22 protein-coding genes are annotated in these 20,677 nt (G+C 68.1%); 13 read left to right on the top strand and 9 right to left on the bottom strand.

From position 1 onward, the window contains the following. Positions 1 to 2: 2 nt before the first annotated feature. Positions 3 to 743 carry an SRPBCC family protein gene (locus D0T12_RS08335; RefSeq protein WP_199487347.1) on the bottom strand — a complete coding sequence of 247 codons (741 nt, stop codon included), beginning with the start codon at positions 741 to 743 and terminating at the stop codon, positions 3 to 5. Positions 744 to 1,187: 444 nt separating this feature from the next. On the opposite strand from D0T12_RS08335, the gene D0T12_RS08330 reads away from it, so the two are divergent. After that, positions 1,188 to 2,063, top strand: coding sequence for an ROK family protein (locus D0T12_RS08330; RefSeq protein ID WP_117398844.1), 876 nt, complete (start codon positions 1,188 to 1,190; stop codon positions 2,061 to 2,063). A gap of 11 nt (positions 2,064 to 2,074) precedes the next feature. Here the strand turns inward: D0T12_RS08330 and D0T12_RS08325 are convergent, their stop codons facing one another. The 4 genes from D0T12_RS08325 to D0T12_RS08310 form a co-directional block, all read right to left on the bottom strand. Then, the gene (locus tag D0T12_RS08325) at positions 2,075 to 2,983 is read right to left on the bottom strand and encodes an aminoglycoside phosphotransferase family protein (protein ID WP_117399003.1); all 909 of its coding nucleotides are present in this window, start codon (positions 2,981 to 2,983) and stop codon (positions 2,075 to 2,077) included. Between the two features lie 141 nt (positions 2,984 to 3,124). Further along, on the bottom strand, positions 3,125 to 3,895 hold the full coding sequence (locus D0T12_RS08320) for a GNAT family N-acetyltransferase (protein WP_117398843.1): 771 nt from the start codon (positions 3,893 to 3,895) through the stop codon (positions 3,125 to 3,127). Between the two features lie 536 nt (positions 3,896 to 4,431). After that, the gene (locus D0T12_RS08315) at positions 4,432 to 4,809 is read right to left on the bottom strand and encodes a hypothetical protein (protein WP_117398842.1); all 378 of its coding nucleotides are present in this window, start codon (positions 4,807 to 4,809) and stop codon (positions 4,432 to 4,434) included. Next, positions 4,788 to 5,186, bottom strand: coding sequence for an ATP-binding protein (locus D0T12_RS08310; RefSeq protein ID WP_117398841.1), 399 nt, complete (start codon positions 5,184 to 5,186; stop codon positions 4,788 to 4,790). The genes D0T12_RS08315 and D0T12_RS08310 overlap by 22 nt, the downstream gene beginning before the upstream one ends. 249 nt (positions 5,187 to 5,435) lie before the next feature. Here D0T12_RS08310 and D0T12_RS08305 point away from each other — a divergent pair, with 249 nt between their 5' ends. The 4 genes from D0T12_RS08305 to D0T12_RS08290 are packed head-to-tail and all read left to right on the top strand — an operon-like array spanning position 5,436 to position 6,812. Then, positions 5,436 to 6,197 (top strand): helix-turn-helix domain-containing protein, encoded by a 762-nt coding sequence (locus tag D0T12_RS08305; protein WP_158581447.1) that lies wholly within the window; start codon positions 5,436 to 5,438, stop codon positions 6,195 to 6,197. After that, on the top strand, positions 6,188 to 6,373 hold the full coding sequence (locus D0T12_RS08300) for a DUF397 domain-containing protein (RefSeq protein WP_117398839.1): 186 nt from the start codon (positions 6,188 to 6,190) through the stop codon (positions 6,371 to 6,373). Before D0T12_RS08305 ends, D0T12_RS08300 begins: the two co-directional genes overlap by 10 nt. A gap of 37 nt (positions 6,374 to 6,410) precedes the next feature. After that, positions 6,411 to 6,596 carry a DUF397 domain-containing protein gene (locus tag D0T12_RS08295; protein ID WP_117398838.1) on the top strand — a complete coding sequence of 62 codons (186 nt, stop codon included), beginning with the start codon at positions 6,411 to 6,413 and terminating at the stop codon, positions 6,594 to 6,596. A gap of 36 nt (positions 6,597 to 6,632) precedes the next feature. Next, entirely contained in the window at positions 6,633 to 6,812 is a 180-nt protein-coding gene (locus D0T12_RS08290; protein WP_117398837.1) for a DUF397 domain-containing protein, read from the top strand. Between the two features lie 97 nt (positions 6,813 to 6,909). Here D0T12_RS08290 and D0T12_RS08285 read toward each other — a convergent pair whose 3' ends face one another. Further along, complete coding sequence (locus tag D0T12_RS08285; RefSeq protein ID WP_117398836.1) at positions 6,910 to 8,073, bottom strand: alkaline phosphatase PhoX; 1,164 nt, start codon at positions 8,071 to 8,073, stop codon at positions 6,910 to 6,912. 907 nt (positions 8,074 to 8,980) lie between these two features. Here D0T12_RS08285 and D0T12_RS34815 point away from each other — a divergent pair. The 4 genes from D0T12_RS34815 (at position 8,981) to D0T12_RS08260 (ending at position 12,627) form a co-directional block, all read left to right on the top strand. Further along, positions 8,981 to 10,975: a hypothetical protein gene (locus D0T12_RS34815; RefSeq protein WP_147339440.1), complete on the top strand. Its 1,995-nt coding sequence runs from the start codon at positions 8,981 to 8,983 to the stop codon at positions 10,973 to 10,975. Then, complete coding sequence (locus D0T12_RS08270) at positions 10,972 to 11,430, top strand: hypothetical protein (RefSeq protein ID WP_117398833.1); 459 nt, start codon at positions 10,972 to 10,974, stop codon at positions 11,428 to 11,430. Before D0T12_RS34815 ends, D0T12_RS08270 begins: the two co-directional genes overlap by 4 nt. After that, entirely contained in the window at positions 11,427 to 11,915 is a 489-nt protein-coding gene (locus D0T12_RS08265; RefSeq protein ID WP_117398832.1) for a hypothetical protein, read from the top strand. Before D0T12_RS08270 ends, D0T12_RS08265 begins: the two co-directional genes overlap by 4 nt. 82 nt (positions 11,916 to 11,997) lie before the next feature. Then, a complete protein-coding gene (locus D0T12_RS08260; RefSeq protein ID WP_117398831.1) occupies positions 11,998 to 12,627 on the top strand; it encodes a LysE family translocator in 630 nt (209 codons plus the stop codon). Positions 12,628 to 12,904: 277 nt separating this feature from the next. Here the strand turns inward: D0T12_RS08260 and D0T12_RS08250 are convergent, their stop codons facing one another. Then, a complete protein-coding gene (locus D0T12_RS08250; RefSeq protein WP_233525906.1) occupies positions 12,905 to 14,473 on the bottom strand; it encodes a D-alanyl-D-alanine carboxypeptidase family protein in 1,569 nt (522 codons plus the stop codon). 245 nt (positions 14,474 to 14,718) lie between these two features. On the opposite strand from D0T12_RS08250, the gene D0T12_RS08245 reads away from it, so the two are divergent. The 3 genes from D0T12_RS08245 (at position 14,719) to D0T12_RS08235 (ending at position 16,832) form a co-directional block, all read left to right on the top strand. Further along, the gene (locus tag D0T12_RS08245; RefSeq protein WP_117398830.1) at positions 14,719 to 15,297 is read left to right on the top strand and encodes an RNA polymerase sigma factor; all 579 of its coding nucleotides are present in this window, start codon (positions 14,719 to 14,721) and stop codon (positions 15,295 to 15,297) included. 2 nt (positions 15,298 to 15,299) lie between these two features. Continuing rightward, positions 15,300 to 16,316 carry an LCP family protein gene (locus D0T12_RS08240; RefSeq protein ID WP_117398829.1) on the top strand — a complete coding sequence of 339 codons (1,017 nt, stop codon included), beginning with the start codon at positions 15,300 to 15,302 and terminating at the stop codon, positions 16,314 to 16,316. Between the two features lie 96 nt (positions 16,317 to 16,412). After that, positions 16,413 to 16,832: a CBS domain-containing protein gene (locus D0T12_RS08235; RefSeq protein WP_117398828.1), complete on the top strand. Its 420-nt coding sequence runs from the start codon at positions 16,413 to 16,415 to the stop codon at positions 16,830 to 16,832. A gap of 40 nt (positions 16,833 to 16,872) precedes the next feature. Here the strand turns inward: D0T12_RS08235 and D0T12_RS08230 are convergent, their stop codons facing one another. After that, positions 16,873 to 18,048: an aminotransferase class V-fold PLP-dependent enzyme gene (locus tag D0T12_RS08230; protein ID WP_233525905.1), complete on the bottom strand. Its 1,176-nt coding sequence runs from the start codon at positions 18,046 to 18,048 to the stop codon at positions 16,873 to 16,875. Between the two features lie 160 nt (positions 18,049 to 18,208). Between D0T12_RS08230 and D0T12_RS08225 the strand changes: the two genes are divergently transcribed. Beyond that, the gene (locus tag D0T12_RS08225) at positions 18,209 to 20,089 is read left to right on the top strand and encodes an ABC transporter ATP-binding protein (RefSeq protein WP_117398826.1); all 1,881 of its coding nucleotides are present in this window, start codon (positions 18,209 to 18,211) and stop codon (positions 20,087 to 20,089) included. Positions 20,090 to 20,233: 144 nt separating this feature from the next. On the opposite strand, the gene D0T12_RS08220 is transcribed toward D0T12_RS08225, so the two are convergent. Beyond that, the gene (locus D0T12_RS08220; RefSeq protein WP_117398825.1) at positions 20,234 to 20,668 is read right to left on the bottom strand and encodes an SRPBCC family protein; all 435 of its coding nucleotides are present in this window, start codon (positions 20,666 to 20,668) and stop codon (positions 20,234 to 20,236) included. Between the last annotated feature and the right edge of the window lie 9 nt (positions 20,669 to 20,677).

Raw genomic sequence — 20,677 nt, 5'->3', positions numbered from 1 at the left:
CCTCACTCCGATGTTGTGACGATCTCGCCGTCGCGAATCTCGCCGCGCCAGCCCTCGACCTCGTCCGGCCGGGCCAGCGACTGCGTCATCACATGACGGCGGAAATGCTTCAGCTCAAGCCGGACGCGACGACCCTGGGCCCGCCACAGGTTTCCGACCCGCTCGAAGAGACCCCGGGGGTGATATTCGAGGACGAGCAGCACGCGGGTCAGGTCCGGTGACAGCTCGTGGAAGCTGACCGTCCCGTCCACATGCCCCTTCGAGCCCTTCGACCGCCACACGATGTGCTCGTCGGGGACCTGCTCGACGATCGTCGACTCCCACGTCCGGCTCGACCAGAAGACCTTCGCCTTCCAGTTCAACTTCTCGTCCGACACCTGCTCGACGCTCTCGACCTTCTTCATGAAGGACGGGAAGTCCTCGAACCGCGTCCACTGGTCGTAGACGAGCCGGCAGGGGGCGCCCACGTCGATCTGCTCCACGATGTTGGTCGGCTTGCGGTTCCGCCCGAAGATCCGGGCGAGGACCTCCTTGAGGGCCGTCCATCCGAAGCTCAGCAGCGCACGGAGGGGGGACTTGCCCCCGTACAGCGCCCTGACTCCGGCCAGCACACCCTTCAGGAGCGGTCCGCCCCGCTCCTCGACCCTGGCCACCAGACGCCGGACGGCGCGTTCCAGCCGCCGGACGATCCGCCGGATCGTCCACGCGGCGATGGCCTTGCGCAGCCCCAACCGAAAGCTCATGTCCCCTTCACCTCGTCGTCCGGCTCGGTACGGCGCCGGGTTACCCGGTCAAGCAGCGGCAAAACAGGTCGCAGGCCAGACGTGGGGATGGCCACATCGGGCCACGCCCTCCGACAACCGCCCAGGACCGCGTTTCGACACGTCCGCCACAGGGGTCGAACCAGCCCAGGATGGACACCAGACCACCCCACCCCCTCACCGACCACACAGGCCACGACGCGGCCGCCCGGTAAATCGGGTACTTGAACTGGTACGGACCAGTTGCATATCTTCATCACCACACCGGGCGTTTATGTCGTTGAGCGATCAGGTAGCGCACTTCCTTTGAACGCGCACAGAACCATTGGGGCGGACGGGGGTTGCGATGCCGTGTGAACGATTCCCGACCATGGGAACCGCTGTGAAACGCCGTCCCTTGGGCGTTCGGCAGCCAGGCGCCGCCACATGACGGTGATCGGCCTGGACGTCGGCGGCACCACAATGAAGGCCGCGCTGACCGACGACTCCAAAACCCTCGTGACGGAATTCCGCCCCACCGACCGGACCGACCCGGTGGGCGGAATCCTCGACTTCGCCGCCGACCTCGCCGTCCACGCGACCACCCTCGGCTCCCCCGCCCGCGCCGCCGGAATCGTCGTCCCCGGCATCGTGGACGAACCGACCGGCACCGCCCTCCACTCCGCGAATCTGGGCTGGCGGAACGTCCCGATGCGGGCCCTGGCGGAGGAACGCCTGGGCATCCCCGTGGCCATCGGCCACGACGTCCGCACCGGCGCCCTCGCGGAAGCCGTCCTCGGCGCGGGCCGCGACGCGCACGATTTCGTTTTCATGGCCATAGGCACCGGCATTGCCGCCGCCCTCGTCATCAACAACACTCCGTATCCGGGTGTCGCGGGATGGAGCGGCGAAATAGGCCATGTCGTCGTCCGCCCGAATGGCGAGGACTGCGCCTGCGGCAACCGGGGCTGCCTGGAAACCTACGCCTCCGCCGCCGCCATCTCCCGCCGCTACGGTGAGAACGTCCCGGCGGAAGAGGTCATTTCCCGCGCCGAGAACAACGAGGAAAAGGCGCGGCGGATCTGGTCAGAGGCCCTGGACGCCCTCGCGGACGGCCTGGCCGCCACGACCCTCCTCCTGGACCCGGACCTCGTCGTCCTGGGCGGCGGCCTCGCCAAAGCCGGAACGGCCCTCCTCACCCCGCTGGAAACCCGCCTGGTCGTCCGCCTGAAGTTCCGCCCGTCCCCCCGCCTCCTGTTCTCGAACCTGGAGGACGCAGCGGTGAAGGGCGCCACGATTCTGGCCCGCCGCCTCCTCGACTGAACCGACGAGCGTCACCGGGCGGTGAGGCGTCGTAGTGCTGCTTGAGCGGGCGGCCCCCACGTGGGTTTACCGCCGGGTCGGCCGCGAACACCGGCGTCTGCGATGAGGATGCAAGCAAGCGCGCGACCTACGGCCCACCCGCGGGCGCGGCGCAGCGTCGCGGTGTCCGGTGTCGGCTGGTAGGCGGCGTGGAAACGGTCGGCGGCGCCGTCCGGCAGCAGAGTCCACGCGGCGGCGAGATCGACGGCGGGGTCGCCCGCGAGAAGGTCACCGAAGTCGACGACCCCGCAGAGGGCGCCGCCCTCGGTGAGGACGTTGGCCACATGTAGGTCACCATGAAGCCAGACCTGCGGCCCGTCCCAGCCAGGCGCAGCAACCGCGTCCTCCCAAACCGCGCGAACGGCGTCAGGGTCGGGGACCAGCCCGAGTTCGGTGGCCGACGCGAGCTGCCGGACGAACCCTTCGGAGTGATCGACCAGCGGCCCCCCACGTCCCCGACCAGCAGGGGCCCGCTCCGGAGCGGGCCGGTGCAGCGCCGTCAGAAACGCGGCCAACGCGACGGCCGCTTCCTCGCCCCGCGTGACGGGCGCCCGGTCAGCGGGGATCCCCGGCACCCAGGTGGTAACAATCCAGGGACGCGGAAACAGCGCGGAAGGCTCACCGAGCCGCTGCGGGACAGGAATCGGCAACGGAAGGTGAGACGCCAGAACGGGCAGCCAGGCGTGCTCCTTGCGCAGCAACTCGTCCGCGGATTCCGTCGCCCAGGGCAACCGGACGGCGAGGTCGTCCCCGAGCCGCCACAACTGGTTGTCCCAGCCCCGCGCGCCGAGCCGCACCGGAAGATCGGCCAGGTCGGGATGCTGGGCACGAAGCAGATCCCGTACCAACTCCGCGGTGATCTCAACCTGCGCATGCGTCATGCAAGGCCACAGTAACCAGGCCCCGAAGTTACGCCCCTCATGCCCACCGGGGGTGAACTGATCGACAACCGCCGCCACGACCCGCGCCACGCCACGTGTCACGGACGCAGCGTCCACCGCTGCCCACTGGCGGTAGGACGGTCAACGCGGCGGGGACCAGACGAAGGGGGTCGTGGTGGTGACGGCGGTGAAGTTGAGGCCCTCCAAGATGGGACGGCTGTCGTCGGACGCGTCGACCTGCAAATACTGGTAGCCGTGTTCGGCGGCCAGACGCGCTCGGACGGCCACGAGTGCCCGGTAAATGCCGCGCCCCCGCCACGCCTTCAGCGTCGACCCACCCCAAAGTGACGCGAAGATCCCGTCCTCACCGAGCTTCACCCATGCCGCGGCGACGACCTGCCCCGCGGCCTCCGCCGTGAAGATGGCCAAGCGATCGGGCTCGACCGCCAGCAGTCCCCGTAGATGGTCACCGACGTAGCCACAGTCGCGGTTCCACACCTGCGACTTCATCGCCACGATGGCGGGGATCGCCTCGGCGCCGACCCGGCGAATCACCACGCCTTCGGGGTCGTCCTGAACGGGCGGCATCTCGACCATACGCCCGATCACGACGGTCTCGGTCGGCTCGGCGACGAATCCGGCGGCTCGCAGCCGGACCGGGAGGTCACCGGGCAGATCGTGACCACGGGCCTTCCACTCCACGCCCTCGCCGCGGGCGCCGAAGAAGGCGATCTGCGCGGCGATCAGAGCGTCGACGTCATACCCGGACAGGTCACGCGGCCCGGTAACGAACCCGCGATACTCGCCGACGACCCGCAACAGCGGACCGTCCTGTTCGACCCATGCACCCTGCGCTGGCACACCCGTCCCACGCAGATACTCGTCATAGGCGGCCAGAAGATCTTCAGTCATCCGGGTGAGAGTAAACGCGCCCACACCCGCGTGGCGACGCATTATCCGCGCCCTCCACCGACCGGAACCGAAGCGAAGCCGCAGCTCCCCGCATCCAGAGCCGCGAGGCGAGGACCAGCCGGAAGGGCAGACCTTCAGAAGGAATACCCCCCAGAGCGGTTGTCACCGAAGCGACAACGCCGGGGCCAGATAAAAGAAGATCGCCAGAAACCAGCGGCGGACGCGGCTGGGCCGCCTCTTCCGACGCGTGGTCCTCCGGATCGGGAGTCTGGGTGCGGTCCAGGTGCCGTCCGGGCGGCGGGACGACGGGACAGGGCGGTACACGACGAGTCCGGGTTCGGGCCGTCTGAGGGCATCCTGGAGCTGGCAGGCCAGCTCAGCAGCAGTCCTGGCATCAAGAAGACGGTTCGGGAGCAGCGCCCATAACGAACCGCGGTGAAGGTCCTCCAATGCCTGATCGATGTCGAGGTCCAGTTCCAAGCGGCTTGCCGGACGCATATGCGGCTCGGGACCGCAGGTCATCGTGATCCCCCCAACTACCAGGTGGACGGATACATGCGGTGTTTGAGGAGCCCGTCCACCTGGTCGGCGGCGTGCTTGACGTCACCGCAGGGACAGAGGTAGCCGTACCTACCGCGCCCGGCCTCGTAGTAGGCCCAGCTCCCACCCGGTACGGCGCGAACGGTCACGGCGACGCGGACGTGGTCGTCCGGGCTGAACGCGAAGACCCACAGGAGCGGCGGACTGCCGGGGAACTCGGCGGCCTGGTAAAGCTTGACGTGCCGGTAGCCCCTCGGGGCGATGGCGGACGCAAGCAGATCGAGGTACCGGATGCCCGTGGCGCGGCCCAGGCGGGTCCGCCACCGCAGGAGGTGGCGGCCCACCGGGACGTTCAGCGGGCGCAACGGGCCCATACGATCTTGCCCTCCTCGTTGAGCGGCCGGACGCCCCAGTCGTGGACGAGCTCCGCCAACAGCAGAAGGCCGCGCCCGCACTCGGCCTCCTCGCCCTCCTCCTGGACGACGGGAACCGCGGCGCTCTTGTCCCAGACCTCGATCACGATCATGGGCAGGTGCGCGTCCGGAAAGACGCGGACAATGATGTGCCCGATACCGACGTGCTTGTAGGCGTTGGTCACCAATTCGGTAACCACGAGCCGCCCGACGAAGTCATCGGTGTGCCCCAGCTCCCGGAATCGCTCGGTGAGGTGGCGCCGCGCTTGCGCAGGCGCTTGGTCGGACGGTTCCAGCACGATCGCCGGTGTCTCAGGCGCAAGAAGTACCGCTGACATCGGTAAACCCCTCCAGCTTGAACGGCAGGCTGATCGCAAACGGGCCCAACCCACCAAACCGGAAGTACCCGCCACTATCACCCTCTGTCATCGAACGAACACCATCAGGCCACAGGAAGTCTTAAAATCTCAGGAGAGTCGTGCATTAGACACTTCCGAGTAGCGGCAACTAAACCGCTACTAGCATCGAGAAGGAGAGCAGCAATGCCCCCATCTGGTAGCGGACGCCCAAAGATCGACCCTGAGCTCGTGGGATTCGGAACCGTCGTCAAACGATGCCGCGAGGCCGCTGGCCTGAAGCAAGGCCAGCTAGCGGATCTGGTCAATGTCGCGCGGTCCTACGTCAGCCACGTCGAGTGTGGGCGGACGAAGTGCCGCCGAGACTTCGCCGAGCGCGTCGACCACGTCCTCAATGCCAGTGGCAAGATCGTCGAAGCATGGGACGACCTCTTGGAGCAGATCAAGCAGGTCAGGTACCCAACCCACTTCGTGGCGTTCCCGAAGGCAGAGGCATCGGCCGACCAAATCCGAGTGTATGAGACACATCTCGTCTATGGCCTGTTCCAGACGGAGGCGTATGCTCGTGTCGTACTCATCGACGACGAGGCGCTTGCCACCAGGATGGGGCGTCAGAAGCTTTTGTGTCGACAGCCACGTCCGATGATTAGCGTGGTCTTGGAGGAGAGCATACTCTATCGGCAGATTGGATCGAAAGAGATTATGCGCGAGCAACTCAAGTACCTGATCGAGTTGTCACTCCAAGAAGGAATATTTATACAGATAGCCATGACGGCTCACTTTCGAGACGCACGGGCATCATTCTGTATTGCCACCTTGCCAGACCGAAGCGAGGTGGCCTACATCGTCAAGGCGACTGGAGGTGAGATAACTCGCGATCCATCCGACCTAACAAGAATAAGCACGGTGATGCATACATTGAACGCGAAGGCACTTAATACCGCGGACTCGCGAACATTAATCAGAAAGGTAATTGCAGAAAAATGGAGCTGACGGGCGAAATCTGGCGCAAAGCCTCAAGGAGTCACGAGGAGGGAGATGCGTGCATTGAGCTAGCATCTATCAATGCCGTCATCGTTATCCGTGACAGCAAGGACCCCAACGGCCCCACGCTCGCTCTCAGCGTCAGCGCATTCCAGCACTTCACAAGCGCCCTAAAGACCCTCTAGCCAGGAAAATCGATTACCCAGCGGAGCAGTTGGAAGCTTGAACATCAACGAAGCAGCGTGGCGTAAGGCTTCGCGCAGCACGGTTCAGAATGACAACTGCGTCGAGGTAGCCGGAGCCCCGAGCGCTGTGGCGCTCCGTGATAACAAGGACCCAGAAGGTCCCAAGCTCATTATCAACAAGAGCGACTTCCAGCACTTCGCGCGCACCCTCAAGGAACTCTAATTCCATGGGTCGCTGATCAGTGGGTGGTGAAACGACGTGAACGAAGCACAATGGCGGAAATCATCTCGCAGCAATGAAAGCGGCGATGCCTGCGTAGAAATCGCCGGCACTCTGAAAACCATAGCCATCCGTGACAGCAAGGACCCGGATGGCGCCAACCTCATCATGAGCCATCGCGACTTCCAACGACTCATCGATAGGCTCAAGTACCACTGAAAGTCGCGTACGGCGGATGGCCCGGCAGAGCCCGTCCACCGCTCCCCGCCCGCGGGGTGTCGGCCAGGGGTCCTGGCCGACACCCGTTGGGCCACTGTCAGGTGCGGAATGGCCCGGTCACGCAATAGGTGATACCTCCCGAGGACGAGCCTGTCGTGCCCCGCTGCGAGGAGAAGTACAGGCGGTTGCCCGCGGGATTGAAGGCCGGTCCGCAGATTTCCGAGGACGACTGGCCGTTGATGCGCAGGAACACCGAGATCCCGTCATCCGGGGTGATAATGCAGATCTCCATGTTGCCCCCGTCCTCGGCCACGTACAGATCGCCGAAGGTCGAGCCGGTGATGTTGTCGACGCCGGTGAGCGGGGCCGTGCCATTGGTGACGAGGCTGTCGTCATAGGCCAGCTCATAGGTGGAGTTGGCCAGGTTGAGCTGCCAGACCCGATTGTCGCCCTTGGTGGTGAACCAGACGGTGTCGTTGGCGTAGTGGCACCCCTCGCCGCCGTTGAAGACCTTCATGCCCGCCACCTGCTTGCGGGTGGTTGTGGGCTGCCCGTCCGGGTCGGGCACCGTCCCCCAGGTGAACGAGCCACTGGTGCCGGTTCCCGCCTTGAGGACCTGCAACGTCCCCGATGACAGGTTGCCCCAGGTCACCGGGATGAAGCGGTACAGCCCGCCGTCGCTCTTGTCCTCGGTGAGGTAGATGACCTGGCGGACCGGGTCGGCCGCGGCGGCCTCGTGGTTGAAGCGGCCCATGGCGCTGCGCCGGACGGCGGCGGTGCCACCGAACGGGTAGGTCTCGTAGACATACCCGGTGTCGACTTCCTCGCACGACAGCCAGGTGTTCCATGGCGTCTTGCCACCGGCGCAGTTGCGGTTGGTACCCGACAGAATCGAGTAGGCGGACGTGACGCTGCCGCCGGAGTTGAAGCGCAGCGCCGAACAGCCCCCTCCGCCACTGCCGATCTCGGCGTTGGACACGTAGATCCAGCCGCTGCCGTCGGCGAAGCAGGCGCCGCCGTCGGGCGCGTTGTGCCAGGTGTAGGGGGTACCGGCCACCGTCTGACCGGACCGGGCGACGATCTGGCTGGTGAAGCCGGAGGGCAGTTGGATGCCGTGGGCATTGGCGGCCTGGAGCGGGCCGTACGGACTGGGGCTGAGCTGCGCCGGTGCCGCCAGGGCGGCGTTCTGCCAGAGGCTCCCGGAGAACGCGATGGCTCCGGCCCCGGCGACCGAGGTGCGGAGGAAGGTGCGACGTTTCATCGGTGCTGTCTCCAAACAGGGGGTCGAGACGGTCCGTTGCCGCGGCATCGCCCACTGTAAGTATGCGGAACGAAATTCACGCCACTTTTACAGTGAACGCAAGTTGGACTGATTATGGACGGTTGTCACGCAATAATCCGGCAGGCAATCGTTCAAACGGCACACCCTCATGTCTCCACTCTCGTGAAAAGGGAAATGTCTCCAGTGAATGGATGCCAGATGGGTAGCCATCCTGAGCGCCTGTAGCGGACCACAACCCGACATTCAACGCACAGCGAGACATCCTTCCGCAATTCTCGATCATTTTCGGCGGCTGGAGGCAGAGCCCTCACCGAGCTCGGCGGCGAACGAGACGACGGAGGGCGCCATCGAGCTGCCGGAGCCAGAAGACCCCACGAGTCGACCGAAGATGACGGCGGCGCGGCAGTACAGAGAGCGCTTGGAGCTGACGATGCCCCTGGCCTAGGCGAAGTTGAACGATGAGCCTGCTACGGCTTGAGCGGTTGTTCGAAGTTCACCCGTACGCGGACACCGCTCGAGAATCGAGGGCGGTTGCATAGCTGATCGGCTCGGCGAAGGGCGTGGATGGCCCCGCGACCTCCCAACGCGCGGCGAGCCGGTTAGTGAGCGCTTGCGTATTCGGGGGATATTTTCGGGTCGGCGCGCAGTTCGTCGGCGTGTCCGGCGTCTGTGGACGAAGGAGCGCGCTCGCAGGGTGCTGTGGCGTGGATCCGTATGATCGATTTCGGTGGATTGGTCGGGTGGGGTGCAATTCCCGGTCGGGTTCGGTTTCATTGACGGGCGGCGTTACCCGAGCGTTGGCCCCGCGCGTTCGGTAGGGCGTCTGACCTTTGCCGGGCCGGTGTGGCGAGAACCGGCCTGGCGCCGTCCGGCGGAAGGGCTGAGGGTGGGCGTCGACCACACCAGCGGGACCGACACCAAAGCGGACACGACCGACAAGTCCCAGGCGCCCGACGACACCAACCGTCCACCCGCGGACCGGCCAGGTTCACCAGGCCAGCCGTCCCGGCTGGAAAGCAGAGCCGCCGCCCAGGCCCCCGCCGAGGGCGACTCCAAGGCCGAGGAGCAGGAGCGGGACGCGACACGGCCCCGTGAGTCCGGCACGGAGAAGACCGACAAGCCGGACGCCGCGACACGTCAAGACTCGGAGCGTTCCGGCGACCCCAATGACGACCCCAACACAGTCGGCCGTCCACGCGCCGAATCCTGGGCCCGCGCGATGCAGACATCCCAGGACTCTGCTCTCCAGGACCAGCGGGAGGACAGCGACCAGACTGGCGACCCACGGGCCGAGGACGACGAAACTCGCGCACAGGACGACGACAACAGCACCGAAGCGTCCGACGCACGAGCCGACGACACGGCAGAACCGGGTAAGCCCGACATCGAGCGCCCACAGGACTCTGGGGGCCGAAGCGAGCCGGTGAACGACGGCCAGACGGACAACCGACGTGCCGATGTCAATGAGACCGGCACACGGGCCGACGACAGGAGCGAACGAGACAGGCCCGACACCGAGCCTTCGAGGGGGCCACGGGCCGAGTCATGGGCGCGGGCGATCGAGGCGCAGAAGGCCGCGTTAGAAGCCAGACAGACACCTGAAACGGAAGACCGGCAGGACAGCCCAGAAACGCCGGGCCAGGACGCCGAACCGGTCGCGGCACAGCCCGCCGACCGCGAGCCCGCCACCGACGAGCAGGCCAGCGGAAGAGACGCTCCCGCCCAGGGCGCCGCTCCCGAAGACAGCGAACCGACGTCCGACAACACCGGAGCGGAAAGGCCGGACACCGCACCGGTGGCAGCGCGACCCGCTGACCGCGAACCACCCATCGACCACGGCACCGTAACCGAAGGCGCCGAACCACTGCACACCGACCGTGCCTCCTCACCCGAAGACGGCACGGAACCCACGCCTGGCACCACCGAGGCCGAGAAGCCGGATACCGAACCGGTGGCAGCGCAGCCCGCCGATCGCGAGCCCGCGACCTACGACCAGACCGGCGGCAGAGACGTCCCCGACGACGGCGCCGAGCCGACGTCCGGGCCCGCCGAGACAGAAAGACCGGACGTCGAACCGGTTGCGGCACAGGCCGGCGACCGCGAACCCACCACCGACGACCAGACCGGCGGAAGGGACTTTCCCGACGCGGAACCAAGCGCCGATGATGGCCCCGCGACCAGAGGCGCCGAACCGCTGGACACCGATCGTGAGCCCGGTGCCGCCGAGTCCGAGCGACCGGAGGAGCCAGCCGGTCGGACAGGCGAGTCCACCAGCCCCGACCGTGAGGACGCACCGGATCCCGGACAACAGCCCGCCGATCGTGACGACCCCCGACCATTGCCGGACGGTGAAGAGGAACGGCCGGACGGAAACGCCGACGAGGACGGCAACGACGACGCCGACCGTGGTAGAACCGCAGGCGATCAGCCTGAATCCCCGGCCTCGCAGGAGCCCGAAACCGACCAATTCGCCGGACTTCCCACCCGCGCCGACCTCGACCCCGCCTCGGCGGGAGAACTCACCGCCGAACGCGGCGAACCCCTCTCTCCGGTCGATGAGGAGCAGGATCTGTCCGAACCCGAGGACGCGGATAGGGTAAGCCGCATTCTGCGTCGCGGTCGGGACAATCCAGATGATGCGGAGAAGAACCTCGATAATTGGATTTCGAATATTGACCAGGTCTTGAAAAAGCCGCCATCTGGGAAGCCGATCAGCAGTCAGGACACCAGCAATCGCGGCGACCCGGTTGAAGGGCCCAACCAGGCGGACGGCGTGCAGGGTGCGAGCGCGTTCGTCGGCGCCGCCGTCCTTGCCATGATGGCGTTGAAAGTCCACGAGAAAGTGGCGGGAAGAATAAGGGTACAGAGAGGAAGAGAATGATGGTGGACATCGATAAGCAGGTCGCTGCTCTGCACGCGCTGCTTGCGGGGCGCACTGACGAGAACAGGCGGATTCTTCATGCCTTGAGTCACGAGGAGTTGAACGTTGGTTACGCGGCTGTGGTGTCCGCTGCGTTCTTCGAACTCGCTCGGCGACGCTTCATCAAGGACGGCAAGCCCGCCGGGGACGCCGAGGTCATCGCGTTCGTCGCCGATGCGCGTGGGAGGACCTCGGACGCAGCGGAGATCATCGATCCAGAGGTCGCCGAGGTCGCCATCAACTTCGTCCTCGGCAAGCTGCCGCTGGATGCGTATGACAACGTTGACGACAATGCCGCTTTCCGAGCAAAAGGCCTGCTGGTGGGCATCATGGTCGCAGATGAAGACCTCAGCGAGGCCGAACTCGACGCGTTTATGCTCAAGGTGCGAGGGTTGACGGAAGAGTCGCTCCGGTGACCGACTACTCGGGCGCCGAGATACGGGACGAGCATGTTAAAGCGCTGAGGTTGCTCATCGAAGGTCATCGCGAGGCCGCCAAGTACCTTGAGAGCGCGAAAGATGACATTGACGCTGTCGCCTATACAGCGGTTGTCTACTCCGCGTTCACCGTAGCGGTACGTCGAAGATTCTCACCAACGTACACGAAGTCACAAGTAATCAACTATGTCGCAGACTTGCGGGCATCTCTGGACGAGAACGCCTCTCAGATCAGTCCGCGTGTTGCCGAGAGCATGATTCTTGCTGCGCTTGGCGACGAGAAACACAAAGAGCGCGAACCATACGGGGCTGATCTATCGATCTTGGTGACCACGGAACTCAGCGTCCTCATCGATCTTGTCTACGGTGCCGGACTCGATGAGGTTGGGTTGGAGGGCTTCTTGCGGGAAGCGGCGGAGCATGCGCGGGGGTGGCTGGAAGCTCGGCAGGGAGCCGCTGGGTGAGGCGAGCTCGGGGGATTGGTCTAGGGTGCGTGAGGGTGATTGGCCCTGTTGGGTAGACCATGCCGGTCGTTAGTTTGCTTGGGTGACTAATCCGCTGTTGTTTCTGCTGGCCGTGTTGACGTTGGTCGCCATCCCAGGGCCGAACCATCTGTACATCACCGCGCGCAGCGTGAGTGAAGGGCGCCGGGCCGGGATCGCGTCGGCGCTCGGGGTCGAGACCGGGACGGTCGTGCACATCGCGGCGGCAGCGGCGGGGTTGTCGGCGGTCATCGCCGCGTCCGCGACGGCGTTCAGTTTCCTGCGCTATGCGGGCGCCGCCTACCTGGTCTTTCTCGCCTACCGGACGTTCCGCGGACGGCACGAGGCAAGCGAGCTGGAGCTCGAACCACGGCCGCTGCGGCGCGTGTACCTGGACGGCGTGCTCGTCAACGTCCTCAACCCGAAGGTCGTGCTGTTCTTCCTGGCGTTCCTGCCGCAGTTCGTCGACCAGGACGCGGGCGCGGTGCCGTTGCAGTTCGTCGTGCTGGGTCTCGTCACCGCGCTGTTCGGGCTGGCTAGCGACATCGTGTACGCGGTCGCGGCGGGCTCGATCGGCTCGTGGCTGCGCAGTCGGCCCGTCTTCCAGCGGCGGCAGCGCTACGCGACCGGGCTCATCTACCTCGGCCTGGGGGCCGCCGCCGTCTTCGCCGGTCCCAGCAGCCGCCGCTCCTGAATCGCGGGCTCATCGTGCGCTGATCGCGCCGCGCGGGGTCCGGCGGATGAGGTCGTCGACGCCGTGTCGTGCGACGAGCCCGTCGCCGACGGCGTGGAGGCCCGTGTAGACGGTGCTCCACACCATGCGTTCGAGCCACTGTGCCGGGACCGCCGCGTCGAGCGCACCGTCAGGGTTCCTACCTCACACTGGCGCAAGTCCTTGGTCGTCCCGCGCGCTCCTACGCGCAGGGCTCGGGACCACGTCGGCGACTTCACCGGGTAACCCGCGAGGTGATTCAGGGCAGGCGGGTCAGGCGGTTGAGGAGGGACGGGTCGTTCAGGGGGCGGGCCAGTTCAAGGGGGACGTGGGCGGCACCGGCCTTGACGGTCGCGATGCGGTCGCCGTTCGGGGCCTGGTGGGGTGGGTCGCCTGTGACGCCGACGCGGACGGTCAGGCCCGGCCAGCCGATCACGGTGACGGGGGACGCGGCGCGCAGGGGCGTCGTGGTGCCTAGGCCGTCGTCGACGCGGGCCACCCGGGCGCCCTTCGGGGCGAGGTCCTTCGCGACCAGCGCTGATCCGGCGGCGACGACGAGGCTTTCCGCCGTGTTGACGGCGCCCGCCGCCGTGGGCGAGTCCTGGCCCATGACGGCGCCCACGATCAGGGTGTTGACGCCCCGGACGGTCTTGCGGGCGGCGAACACGAAGTTTCCGCCCGCCGCGTCCGTGTAGCCGGTCTTGCCGCCGACGACGCCGTTGCGGCCGAGGATGAAGTTGCCGCCCTCGCGGGACGGGCCGCCGTCGTCCGGGACGTAGGCGCGGGTGTTCACGATCTCGGCGAAGGCCGCGATGTTCATCGCGGCCTGGAGAAGTTTGACCTGGTCCGCCGCGGTGCTGACCGTCTGCGAGTCGTATCCGCTGGGGTCGGTGTAGCGGGTGCCGGTCATTCCCAGCGACTTCGCCGTGGCGTTCATCTTCGCCACGAACGCCGGCGTGCTCCCGGCGTCCCAGCGCGCCAGCTCGTGCGCCACGTCGTTCGCCGAGATGACCAGGAGGGCTTCGAGGGCCTTGCGTTGGGTCAGCCGCTGGTTCGCGGTGACGCCGAGGAGCGACTCGCCGCGCTGCTTGCGCATCGGGATCTGCGCCGCCGCCTGCGGCGACACCGTGAGAACCGGCCCCGCCTCGCCCGGCTTCAGCGGATGGCCGAGCAGGTACACGTACGCCGTCATCACCTTGGCGACGCTCGCCGTCGGGATCGGGACGGCCCCGCCCGACGAGCCCATGGTGCCGAGGCCGTCCACCTGGACGACGGACTGGCCCGCCGAAGGCCACGGCAACGTGGGGGCCTGTCCGGGGAACGCGTGGCTGGACGCCAAGGTCAGTTCGACCGTCGGTTCGGGGACGGGGCGCGCGAGTTGACCGACGACGAGACCCGCGATCAACACGAACGCCGCCAGAACCACGATCAGGGCGCGGCGTCCTCGTTTGGACTTCGTCCGCGGTTCTGGTTCCGAGGGGGGTGTCGGTCCTTCCCAGGGGACGCTCCACTGGCCCGATGACCGCGCCGCCGGGTACTGCGGCGGTGCGGCGTTCTGGGGAGGCTGCGGGGGAAGTGTCGGCAGGGGCTCGACCCGTGTGGGGCCTGCGGGGGACGGTTCCTCCTGCGGTTCGGAAGCCGCCGGGGCCTCCTCCTCGTCCGGCGGGGCGGTGTCGTCGCGCGGTTCGGTGGGGCGGCGAACGGGGATGTCCGGCCTGGTCAGCGACACCTTCTTCGGAACGCTGAACTCGGCGGTGGCGGTGCGGTCGGGGTCGCGCTCGTCCTGCGGGCCGGACGTCACCGGCTCCTTCTGGGCGTCGTCGTCCACGGCCGACCCTCCTTTGCTGGTGCTTCCAGGCGGACGGAGCGGCCCTCCCCGACAACCCCCGTGCATCTTGAAGGATGCGCAGTTTATCGAGAAGGTTCGCGTGAATCTTCCAGACGGCGGGTGGTGTCGTGGTCCAGCGTGAACCCGGGCGGGGCGTTGTGGAGATACATCGCTGACAGACGTTCCCCCACGGAAGGCCCGGTGCGCATGCCCTGGCGGTGTTCTGCGATGACTCGGTGGGTGCGATGACGACACCCACGACGGCTCAACAATGCGACGCGGATCTCATCGAGAGTTCGCTGGCCGACCCGGAGGCGTTCGCCGCGCTGTTCGACCGTTACGCCGCGATGCTCTTCCGGTACGTCTCGCGCAGGCTCGGACCCGAGGCGGCGGAGGACGTCGTCGGCGAGACGTTCCTGGCCGCCTTCAGCGGGCGGCGCCGCTACGACCTGGCGCAACGTGACGCGCGGCCGTGGCTGTTCGGCATCGCGACGAAGCAGGTCGCGCGGCATCACCGGGCGGAGGCGGCGCGGTACCGGGCGCTGCGCAGAACCCCGGTGGACGGTCCCGTCGAGGGGCCCGCCGACCGGGTCGCCGCCGGGGTGACCGCGTCGGCGTCGCGGCCGGTGCTGGCGGAGGCGCTCGCGGGCCTGCCGCGCCGGGACCTGGACGTCCTGCTGCTGGTGGCGTGGGGCGACCTGGCGTACGAGGAGGTGGCGCGGGCCCTCGACATTCCCGTCGGCACCGTCCGTTCCCGGCTGAACCGGGCCCGGCGCAAGGTGCGCGCGGCGCTCGGCGACACCGACCCCACGGAGGAGGCGTGACCATGGACGATCTCGAACTGATCCGCGACCTCGGCCGGGAGCTGGAGCACGAGCCGGCGCCGTCGCTCCTGCGGCAGCGTGAGCGGCTGATGGACGCGGCGGCGGCCGGGTGGCGGCGCGGACCGGGGCGGTGGACGCTGTTCGGCGCCGTGGCGGCGGTGGCCGCGGCGGCGGTGACGGCCGTGGCGATCGTCGTCCCGGCGGCGCTGACCGGCGGGGACGCGCGGCCCGCGGGGATGGACATCACCGCGCGGAACCCGGGGAACGCGCTCAACCTGCTGGTCATCGGCTCGGACACGCGGCCCCGCGTGAACGAGGCGCGGTCCGACACCATCGTGATGGTGCATGTGCCGGCCGACCGGAAGAACATTCGGGCGGTCAGCGTCCCCCGCGACCTCCTGGTCGACGACATCCCGTGCCGGGGCGTCCGCGGGAAGGGACGCGCGCCGATCAACACCTCGTTCTCGCTGGGCGGCGCCGCCTGCACGCGGATGGCGCTGGAGTCACTGACCAAGGCCCGGTTCGACCAGACGGTCGTGGTCGACTTCAACGGGTTCAAGGGCATGGTGGACGCGCTCGGCGGCGTCGACATCACCCTCCCCCAGGCGGTGAGCGACCCGGCGGCGAAGCTGAAACTGCCCCGGGGGAAGCAGCGGCTGGACGGGACGCAGGCCCTCGCGTACGTCCGGGCCCGCCGCAGTCTCGGTGGCGGCTCGGATATCGTCCGCGTCCGACGTCAACTTCAGTTCATGGAGGCGCTGACGCAGCGGGCCAGGGAACAGCAGCGACGGAACCCTGTGCGGTTCGGCCGGTTCCTCACCGTGGCGGCGGGCTCGGTCGAGGCCACGCCGCGCTGGGACCTGCGGAGTCTGCGGGCGCTCGCCGGCACGTTCAGGGACACGGGCGCGGAGGACGTCGAGTTCGCCATGCTGCCTGTCCGTGCGGCGCCGGAGGACTCGAACCGGCTGGCTCTGGACCCGGCGGCGGCCGAGCGGACGTTCGCGCCGTTCCGCAGGTGACCGTCCACCCGCGCGTTGTGCGTGATTCCGATTTCGTCGGGTAAGGCCCGCTTTGTCCATGGGCGAAGCTGCCCGCGAGGCTTCAGGGAGGGAGCGATGGCTACCAAGGTGCGCGAGATCATGACGGGTTCCCCGACGTCGGTGTCCCCGGAACTCGACATCGTGACCGTGGCGCGAGCGATGCGCGACGAGGGCATCGGGACCGTGCTGGTCGCCGAGGGAGACGACCTGATCGGGCTCGTCACCGACCGCGACCTGGTCGTCCGGGGGCTCGCCGCCGGAGGCGACCCGACGCGGGCGACGGTCGGCGGCCTCGCCAGCACCGCCACCGCGACGGTCGGGCCGGACGACTCCCTGGACAAGGCCGTCCGGCTCATGCGGGAACGGTCCGTGCGGCGGCTTCCCGTCGTCGAGAACGGCCGTCCGGTCGGCATCGTGTCCATCGGCGACCTGGCGATGGAGAAGGACGCCGAGTCGGCGCTCGCCGACATCAGCGCGGCCCGTCCCAACACCTGACGCGCCGCTGGAAGCCTGGGAGCACCGCATGCCGCGCGGCTCAGCCGTGCGGACCAAGCTGCTTGAGGACGGAAAGCAGGCGGTCCAGGTCTTCATCGTTGTTGTAGTAGTGGACGGAGGCGCGCACGGCCGACGGTAGGGCGTGGGTGTCGTATCCGTGGTCGAGCGGGTGCGTGACGTTGATGTTGACGTCACGCACCCGTGCGGCCTGTGTAATGGCGGAAGGGTCGTGACCGTCCACGGTGAAGGTGACGATGCCGGACGGTCGCGTCCCCCTGTCGAGGACGGTCGTGCCGGGGAGGGCGGCCAGTTCGGCGCGGAGCCGTTGCGCGAGGTCTGTCACTCGCGCCTCGATCGCCCGCAATCCCAGGTCGGACGCGTAGTCGGCGGCGACGCCCAGGCCGATCTGCCCGGCGACGTACCGTTCCCACGTCTCGAAGCGGATGGCGTCGTCGCGCACGTCGTAGCCGTCCGGGGCCTTCCAGGTGGCGGCGTGGAGGTCGAGGAAGGGCGGCTCCAGCGTCCGGACGATCCCGCGCCGCACGTAGAGGAATCCCGTGCCGCGCGGGCCGCGCAGGAACTTGCGGCCGGTCGCTGACAGTAGGTCGCAGCCGATGTCCGTGACGTCCACAGGTATCTGGCCGACCGACTGGCACGCGTCCAGCAGGTACAGGACGCCGTGCTCCCGGCACAGCCGCCCGACCTCCGCGACCGGGTTGACGAGCCCGTTGTGCGTGGGGATGTGGTTGAGCGACACCAGCCGGACGTTGCCTTTGACCAGTTCGGCCTCCAGCGCGTCCAGGGAGAGGGTCCCGTCGGGCTCGTCCTGGACGACCTCCACGCTCACGCCCTTGGCCGCGGCCACCTGTCGGTAGGCGATCGCGTTGCTGGAGTATTCGCTCGTCGTGGTGAGAATACGGTCGCCCTCGGCGAACGGGACGGCATAGAACGCCATGTCCCATGCGCGGGTCGCGTTCTCCACGTACGCGATCTCGTCCGCACGCGCGCCGATCAGCCGTGCCACGGCCTCGTAGAAGTGGTCGACGGCGGCCGCGTTCCGTTCGGCCGCCTCGTATCCGCCGATCGTCGACTCCAGCGTGAAGTGCTCCGTCACCGCGTCGATGACGGGACGCGGCGGCAGGGCGGCCCCGGCGTTGTTGAGGTGCGCGACCTTCACGCAGCCGGGGGTGTCGGACCGAATCTCGTCGATGTTCACGCGCCGCCTTCCCTCAGAGATCTTTTCCATGGTGCCTCGAAAATGTCGGACCCGTCCGTCACCGTTGTTCCCGGACGGCGGGGTCGACGCGACCGCGCTTGACCTCAACCAACGTTGAGGTCACATGCTCGTCCCAGACCAACGAGTGACGGGGTGCGTCATGGACATGGAAGTCACCGCGTGGATGTCGCTGCACCACGCGATGAACGCGCGGGACAGCAGACCCTTCTCTAAGGCGACCCTGCGCCGCATCGGCCGCTTCGCCCGCCCGCACCTGCGGGCGCTGACCGCGTTCCTCGTGCTCAGCGTCGCCCTGGCCGTCCTCACGGTCGCGACGCCCGTGCTGGCCGGACGGGTCGTCGACGCCATCGTCGACCGGGCGGCCACGTCCACGGTCGTGTGGCTCGCCGTGCTCATCGCCGTCCTCGCGCTCGCCGAGGGCGGGCTCGGGCTCCTCAACCGGTGGCTGTCGGCCCGCATCGGCGAGGAACTGATCCTCGACCTGCGCACCACCGTGTTCGACCACGTCCAGCGCATGCCCGTCGCGTTCTTCACCCGGACCCGCACCGGCGCCCTCGTCAGCCGCCTCAACAACGACGTGATCGGGGCGCAGCGCGCGTTCAGCGACACCCTCTCCGGCGTCGTCAGCAACCTCGTGACCGTGCTGCTCACGTTCGGCGTGATGGTGCGGATCTCCTGGCAGATCACGCTGCTCGCCCTGGTCCTGCTACCGGTGTTCGTGCTCCCGGCCCGCCGGATGGGCAGCCGCCTCGCGCGCCTCGAACGCGAGGCCGCCGGGCACGACGCCGCGATGAGCACACAGATGACCGAGCGCTTCTCCGCGCCGGGCGCGACGCTGGTGAAGCTGTTCGGCCGCCCGGCCCGCGAGTCGGCCGAGTTCGCCGCGCGGGCGCGCCGCGTCCGCGACATCGGCGTCCGCACCGCGATGGTGCAGCACATCTTCATCACGGCCCTGACCATGGTGTCGGCGCTGGCGCTCGCGCTCGTCTACGGGCTCGGCGGGTTCCTGTCCCTGCGCGGCGAACTCGAGGCCGGCGCCGTCGTCGCCCTCGCCCTCCTGCTGACCCGCCTGTACGCGCCGCTGACCGCCCTGGCCAGCGCCCGCGTCGAGGTGATGAGCGCCCTCGTCAGCTTCGAGCGCGTCTTCGAGGTCCTCGACATGCGGCCGCTCGTCGAGGAGAAGCCCGAGACCCGGCCCGTCCCGGACGGCCCGGTGTCCGTCGAGTTCGAAGACGTCCGGTTCGCCTACCCGTCCGCCGACAAGGTCTCCCTGGCCTCGCTCGAAGAGGTCGCCACCCTCGACACCCGCGGCGGCGTCGAGGTGCTGCACGGCATCTCGTTCCGCGCCGAACCCGGCCAGATGGTCGCGCTCGTCGGGTCGTCCGGCGCCGGGAAGTCGACGATCGCGCAGCTCCTCCCCCGCCTGTACGACGTCGACTCCGGCGCGGTCCGGCTGGGTGGCGTCGACGTCCGCGACCTGTCGTTCCAGACCATCCGCGACACGCTCGGCATGGTCACGCAGGACGGTCACCTGTTCCACGACTCGATCCGCGAGAACCTCCTGCTCGCCCGTCCCGAGGCCACCGACGACGAACTGTGGGACGTCCTGCGCCGCGCCCGCCTCGACACCCTCATCGAGGGCCTTCCCGACGGGCTCGACACCGTCGTCGGCGAACGCGGCTACCGGCTGTCCGGCGGCGAGCGCCAACGCCTCACCATCGCCCGCCTTCTCCTGGCCCGCCCCCGCGTCGTCATCCTCGACGAGGCCACCGCCCACCTCGACTCGACGTCCGAGGCCGCCGTCCAGGAGGCCCTCACCGAGGCCCTCGAAGGCCGCACCGCCGTCGTCATCGCGCACCGCCTCAGCACCGTCCGCGCCGCCGACCTCATCCTCGTCGTGGAGAACGGCACCATCGTCGAACGGGGCACCCACACCGACCTACTGGCCGCCGAAGGCCGCTACGCCGACCTGTACCGCACCCAGTTCACCGACCGACCACCCCTGGAACCAGCCCTCTGACCGGCCCGGCCAATTCAGCTGCCGACCGCATCCTCTTCACCGAGAAGTGCAGCATCGCCGAACGGGACACCCACACCGCCCCGCAGCGCACCTGGTTCACCGACCGGTCGCCTTTCGAACCCGCCGTCTGAGCGGTCGGTCGGGTCAGTCGGGTTCGGTGAGGACGCGGTGGAGGGCGCGCATCACGTGGGAGCGCCAGCCGCTGCCCATGCCGCGGAACGCGAAGGCGTGGACGGGGTCGTCCAGGTCGAAGCCCGCGTGCCGGACGAACAGCCGGGTGCCGCGGCCCTCGGGGACGAGCCGCCAGGTCACCGTCGTGTCGAGCGTTCCGCCGCCCCAGCTGATGCGCAGCAGCCGCGGCTCGTCCAGGTCGAGGACCCGGCAGGCGATCGTGCCGTCGAAGCCGATGTTCGGGATCGGGCGGGTGGTGAAGGTGAAGCGGTGCCCGACCACTGGTTCGAAGTCGTTCGGCATCAGCCAACGCGCCAGCCGGTCCCGGTCGGTGAGCGCCCGCCACACCTTGGCGGGCGGGTGTGGCAGGAACTCGTCCACTTCGATGGCCGCGGGCTCGCCGCTCATGTCGTCCCC

The sequence above is a fragment of the Actinomadura spongiicola genome, assembly GCF_003432485.1.
GTDB classification, from domain to species: domain Bacteria; phylum Actinomycetota; class Actinomycetes; order Streptosporangiales; family Streptosporangiaceae; genus Spirillospora; species Spirillospora spongiicola.
Note: the sequence above shows the minus strand (reverse complement) of the source record. Positions and strands in the feature narration are given on the sequence as shown.

Coding starts and splice junctions, on each gene's coding strand:
- D0T12_RS08310 (WP_117398841.1), bottom strand. CDS start 5,186: ATGTCAGCGGTACTTCTTGCGCCTGAGACACCGGCGATCGTGCTGGAA.
- D0T12_RS08300 (WP_117398839.1), top strand. CDS start 6,188: ATGGAGCTGACGGGCGAAATCTGGCGCAAAGCCTCAAGGAGTCACGAG.
- D0T12_RS08325 (WP_117399003.1), bottom strand. CDS start 2,983: ATGACGCATGCGCAGGTTGAGATCACCGCGGAGTTGGTACGGGATCTG.
- D0T12_RS08220 (WP_117398825.1), bottom strand. CDS start 20,668: ATGAGCGGCGAGCCCGCGGCCATCGAAGTGGACGAGTTCCTGCCACAC.
- D0T12_RS08235 (WP_117398828.1), top strand. CDS start 16,413: ATGGCTACCAAGGTGCGCGAGATCATGACGGGTTCCCCGACGTCGGTG.
- D0T12_RS08225 (WP_117398826.1), top strand. CDS start 18,209: ATGGACATGGAAGTCACCGCGTGGATGTCGCTGCACCACGCGATGAAC.
- D0T12_RS08315 (WP_117398842.1), bottom strand. CDS start 4,809: ATGGGCCCGTTGCGCCCGCTGAACGTCCCGGTGGGCCGCCACCTCCTG.
- D0T12_RS08245 (WP_117398830.1), top strand. CDS start 14,719: ATGACGACACCCACGACGGCTCAACAATGCGACGCGGATCTCATCGAG.
- D0T12_RS08240 (WP_117398829.1), top strand. CDS start 15,300: ATGGACGATCTCGAACTGATCCGCGACCTCGGCCGGGAGCTGGAGCAC.
- D0T12_RS08285 (WP_117398836.1), bottom strand. CDS start 8,073: ATGAAACGTCGCACCTTCCTCCGCACCTCGGTCGCCGGGGCCGGAGCC.
- D0T12_RS08320 (WP_117398843.1), bottom strand. CDS start 3,895: ATGACTGAAGATCTTCTGGCCGCCTATGACGAGTATCTGCGTGGGACG.
- D0T12_RS08330 (WP_117398844.1), top strand. CDS start 1,188: ATGACGGTGATCGGCCTGGACGTCGGCGGCACCACAATGAAGGCCGCG.
- D0T12_RS08335 (WP_199487347.1), bottom strand. CDS start 743: ATGAGCTTTCGGTTGGGGCTGCGCAAGGCCATCGCCGCGTGGACGATC.
- D0T12_RS08270 (WP_117398833.1), top strand. CDS start 10,972: ATGATGGTGGACATCGATAAGCAGGTCGCTGCTCTGCACGCGCTGCTT.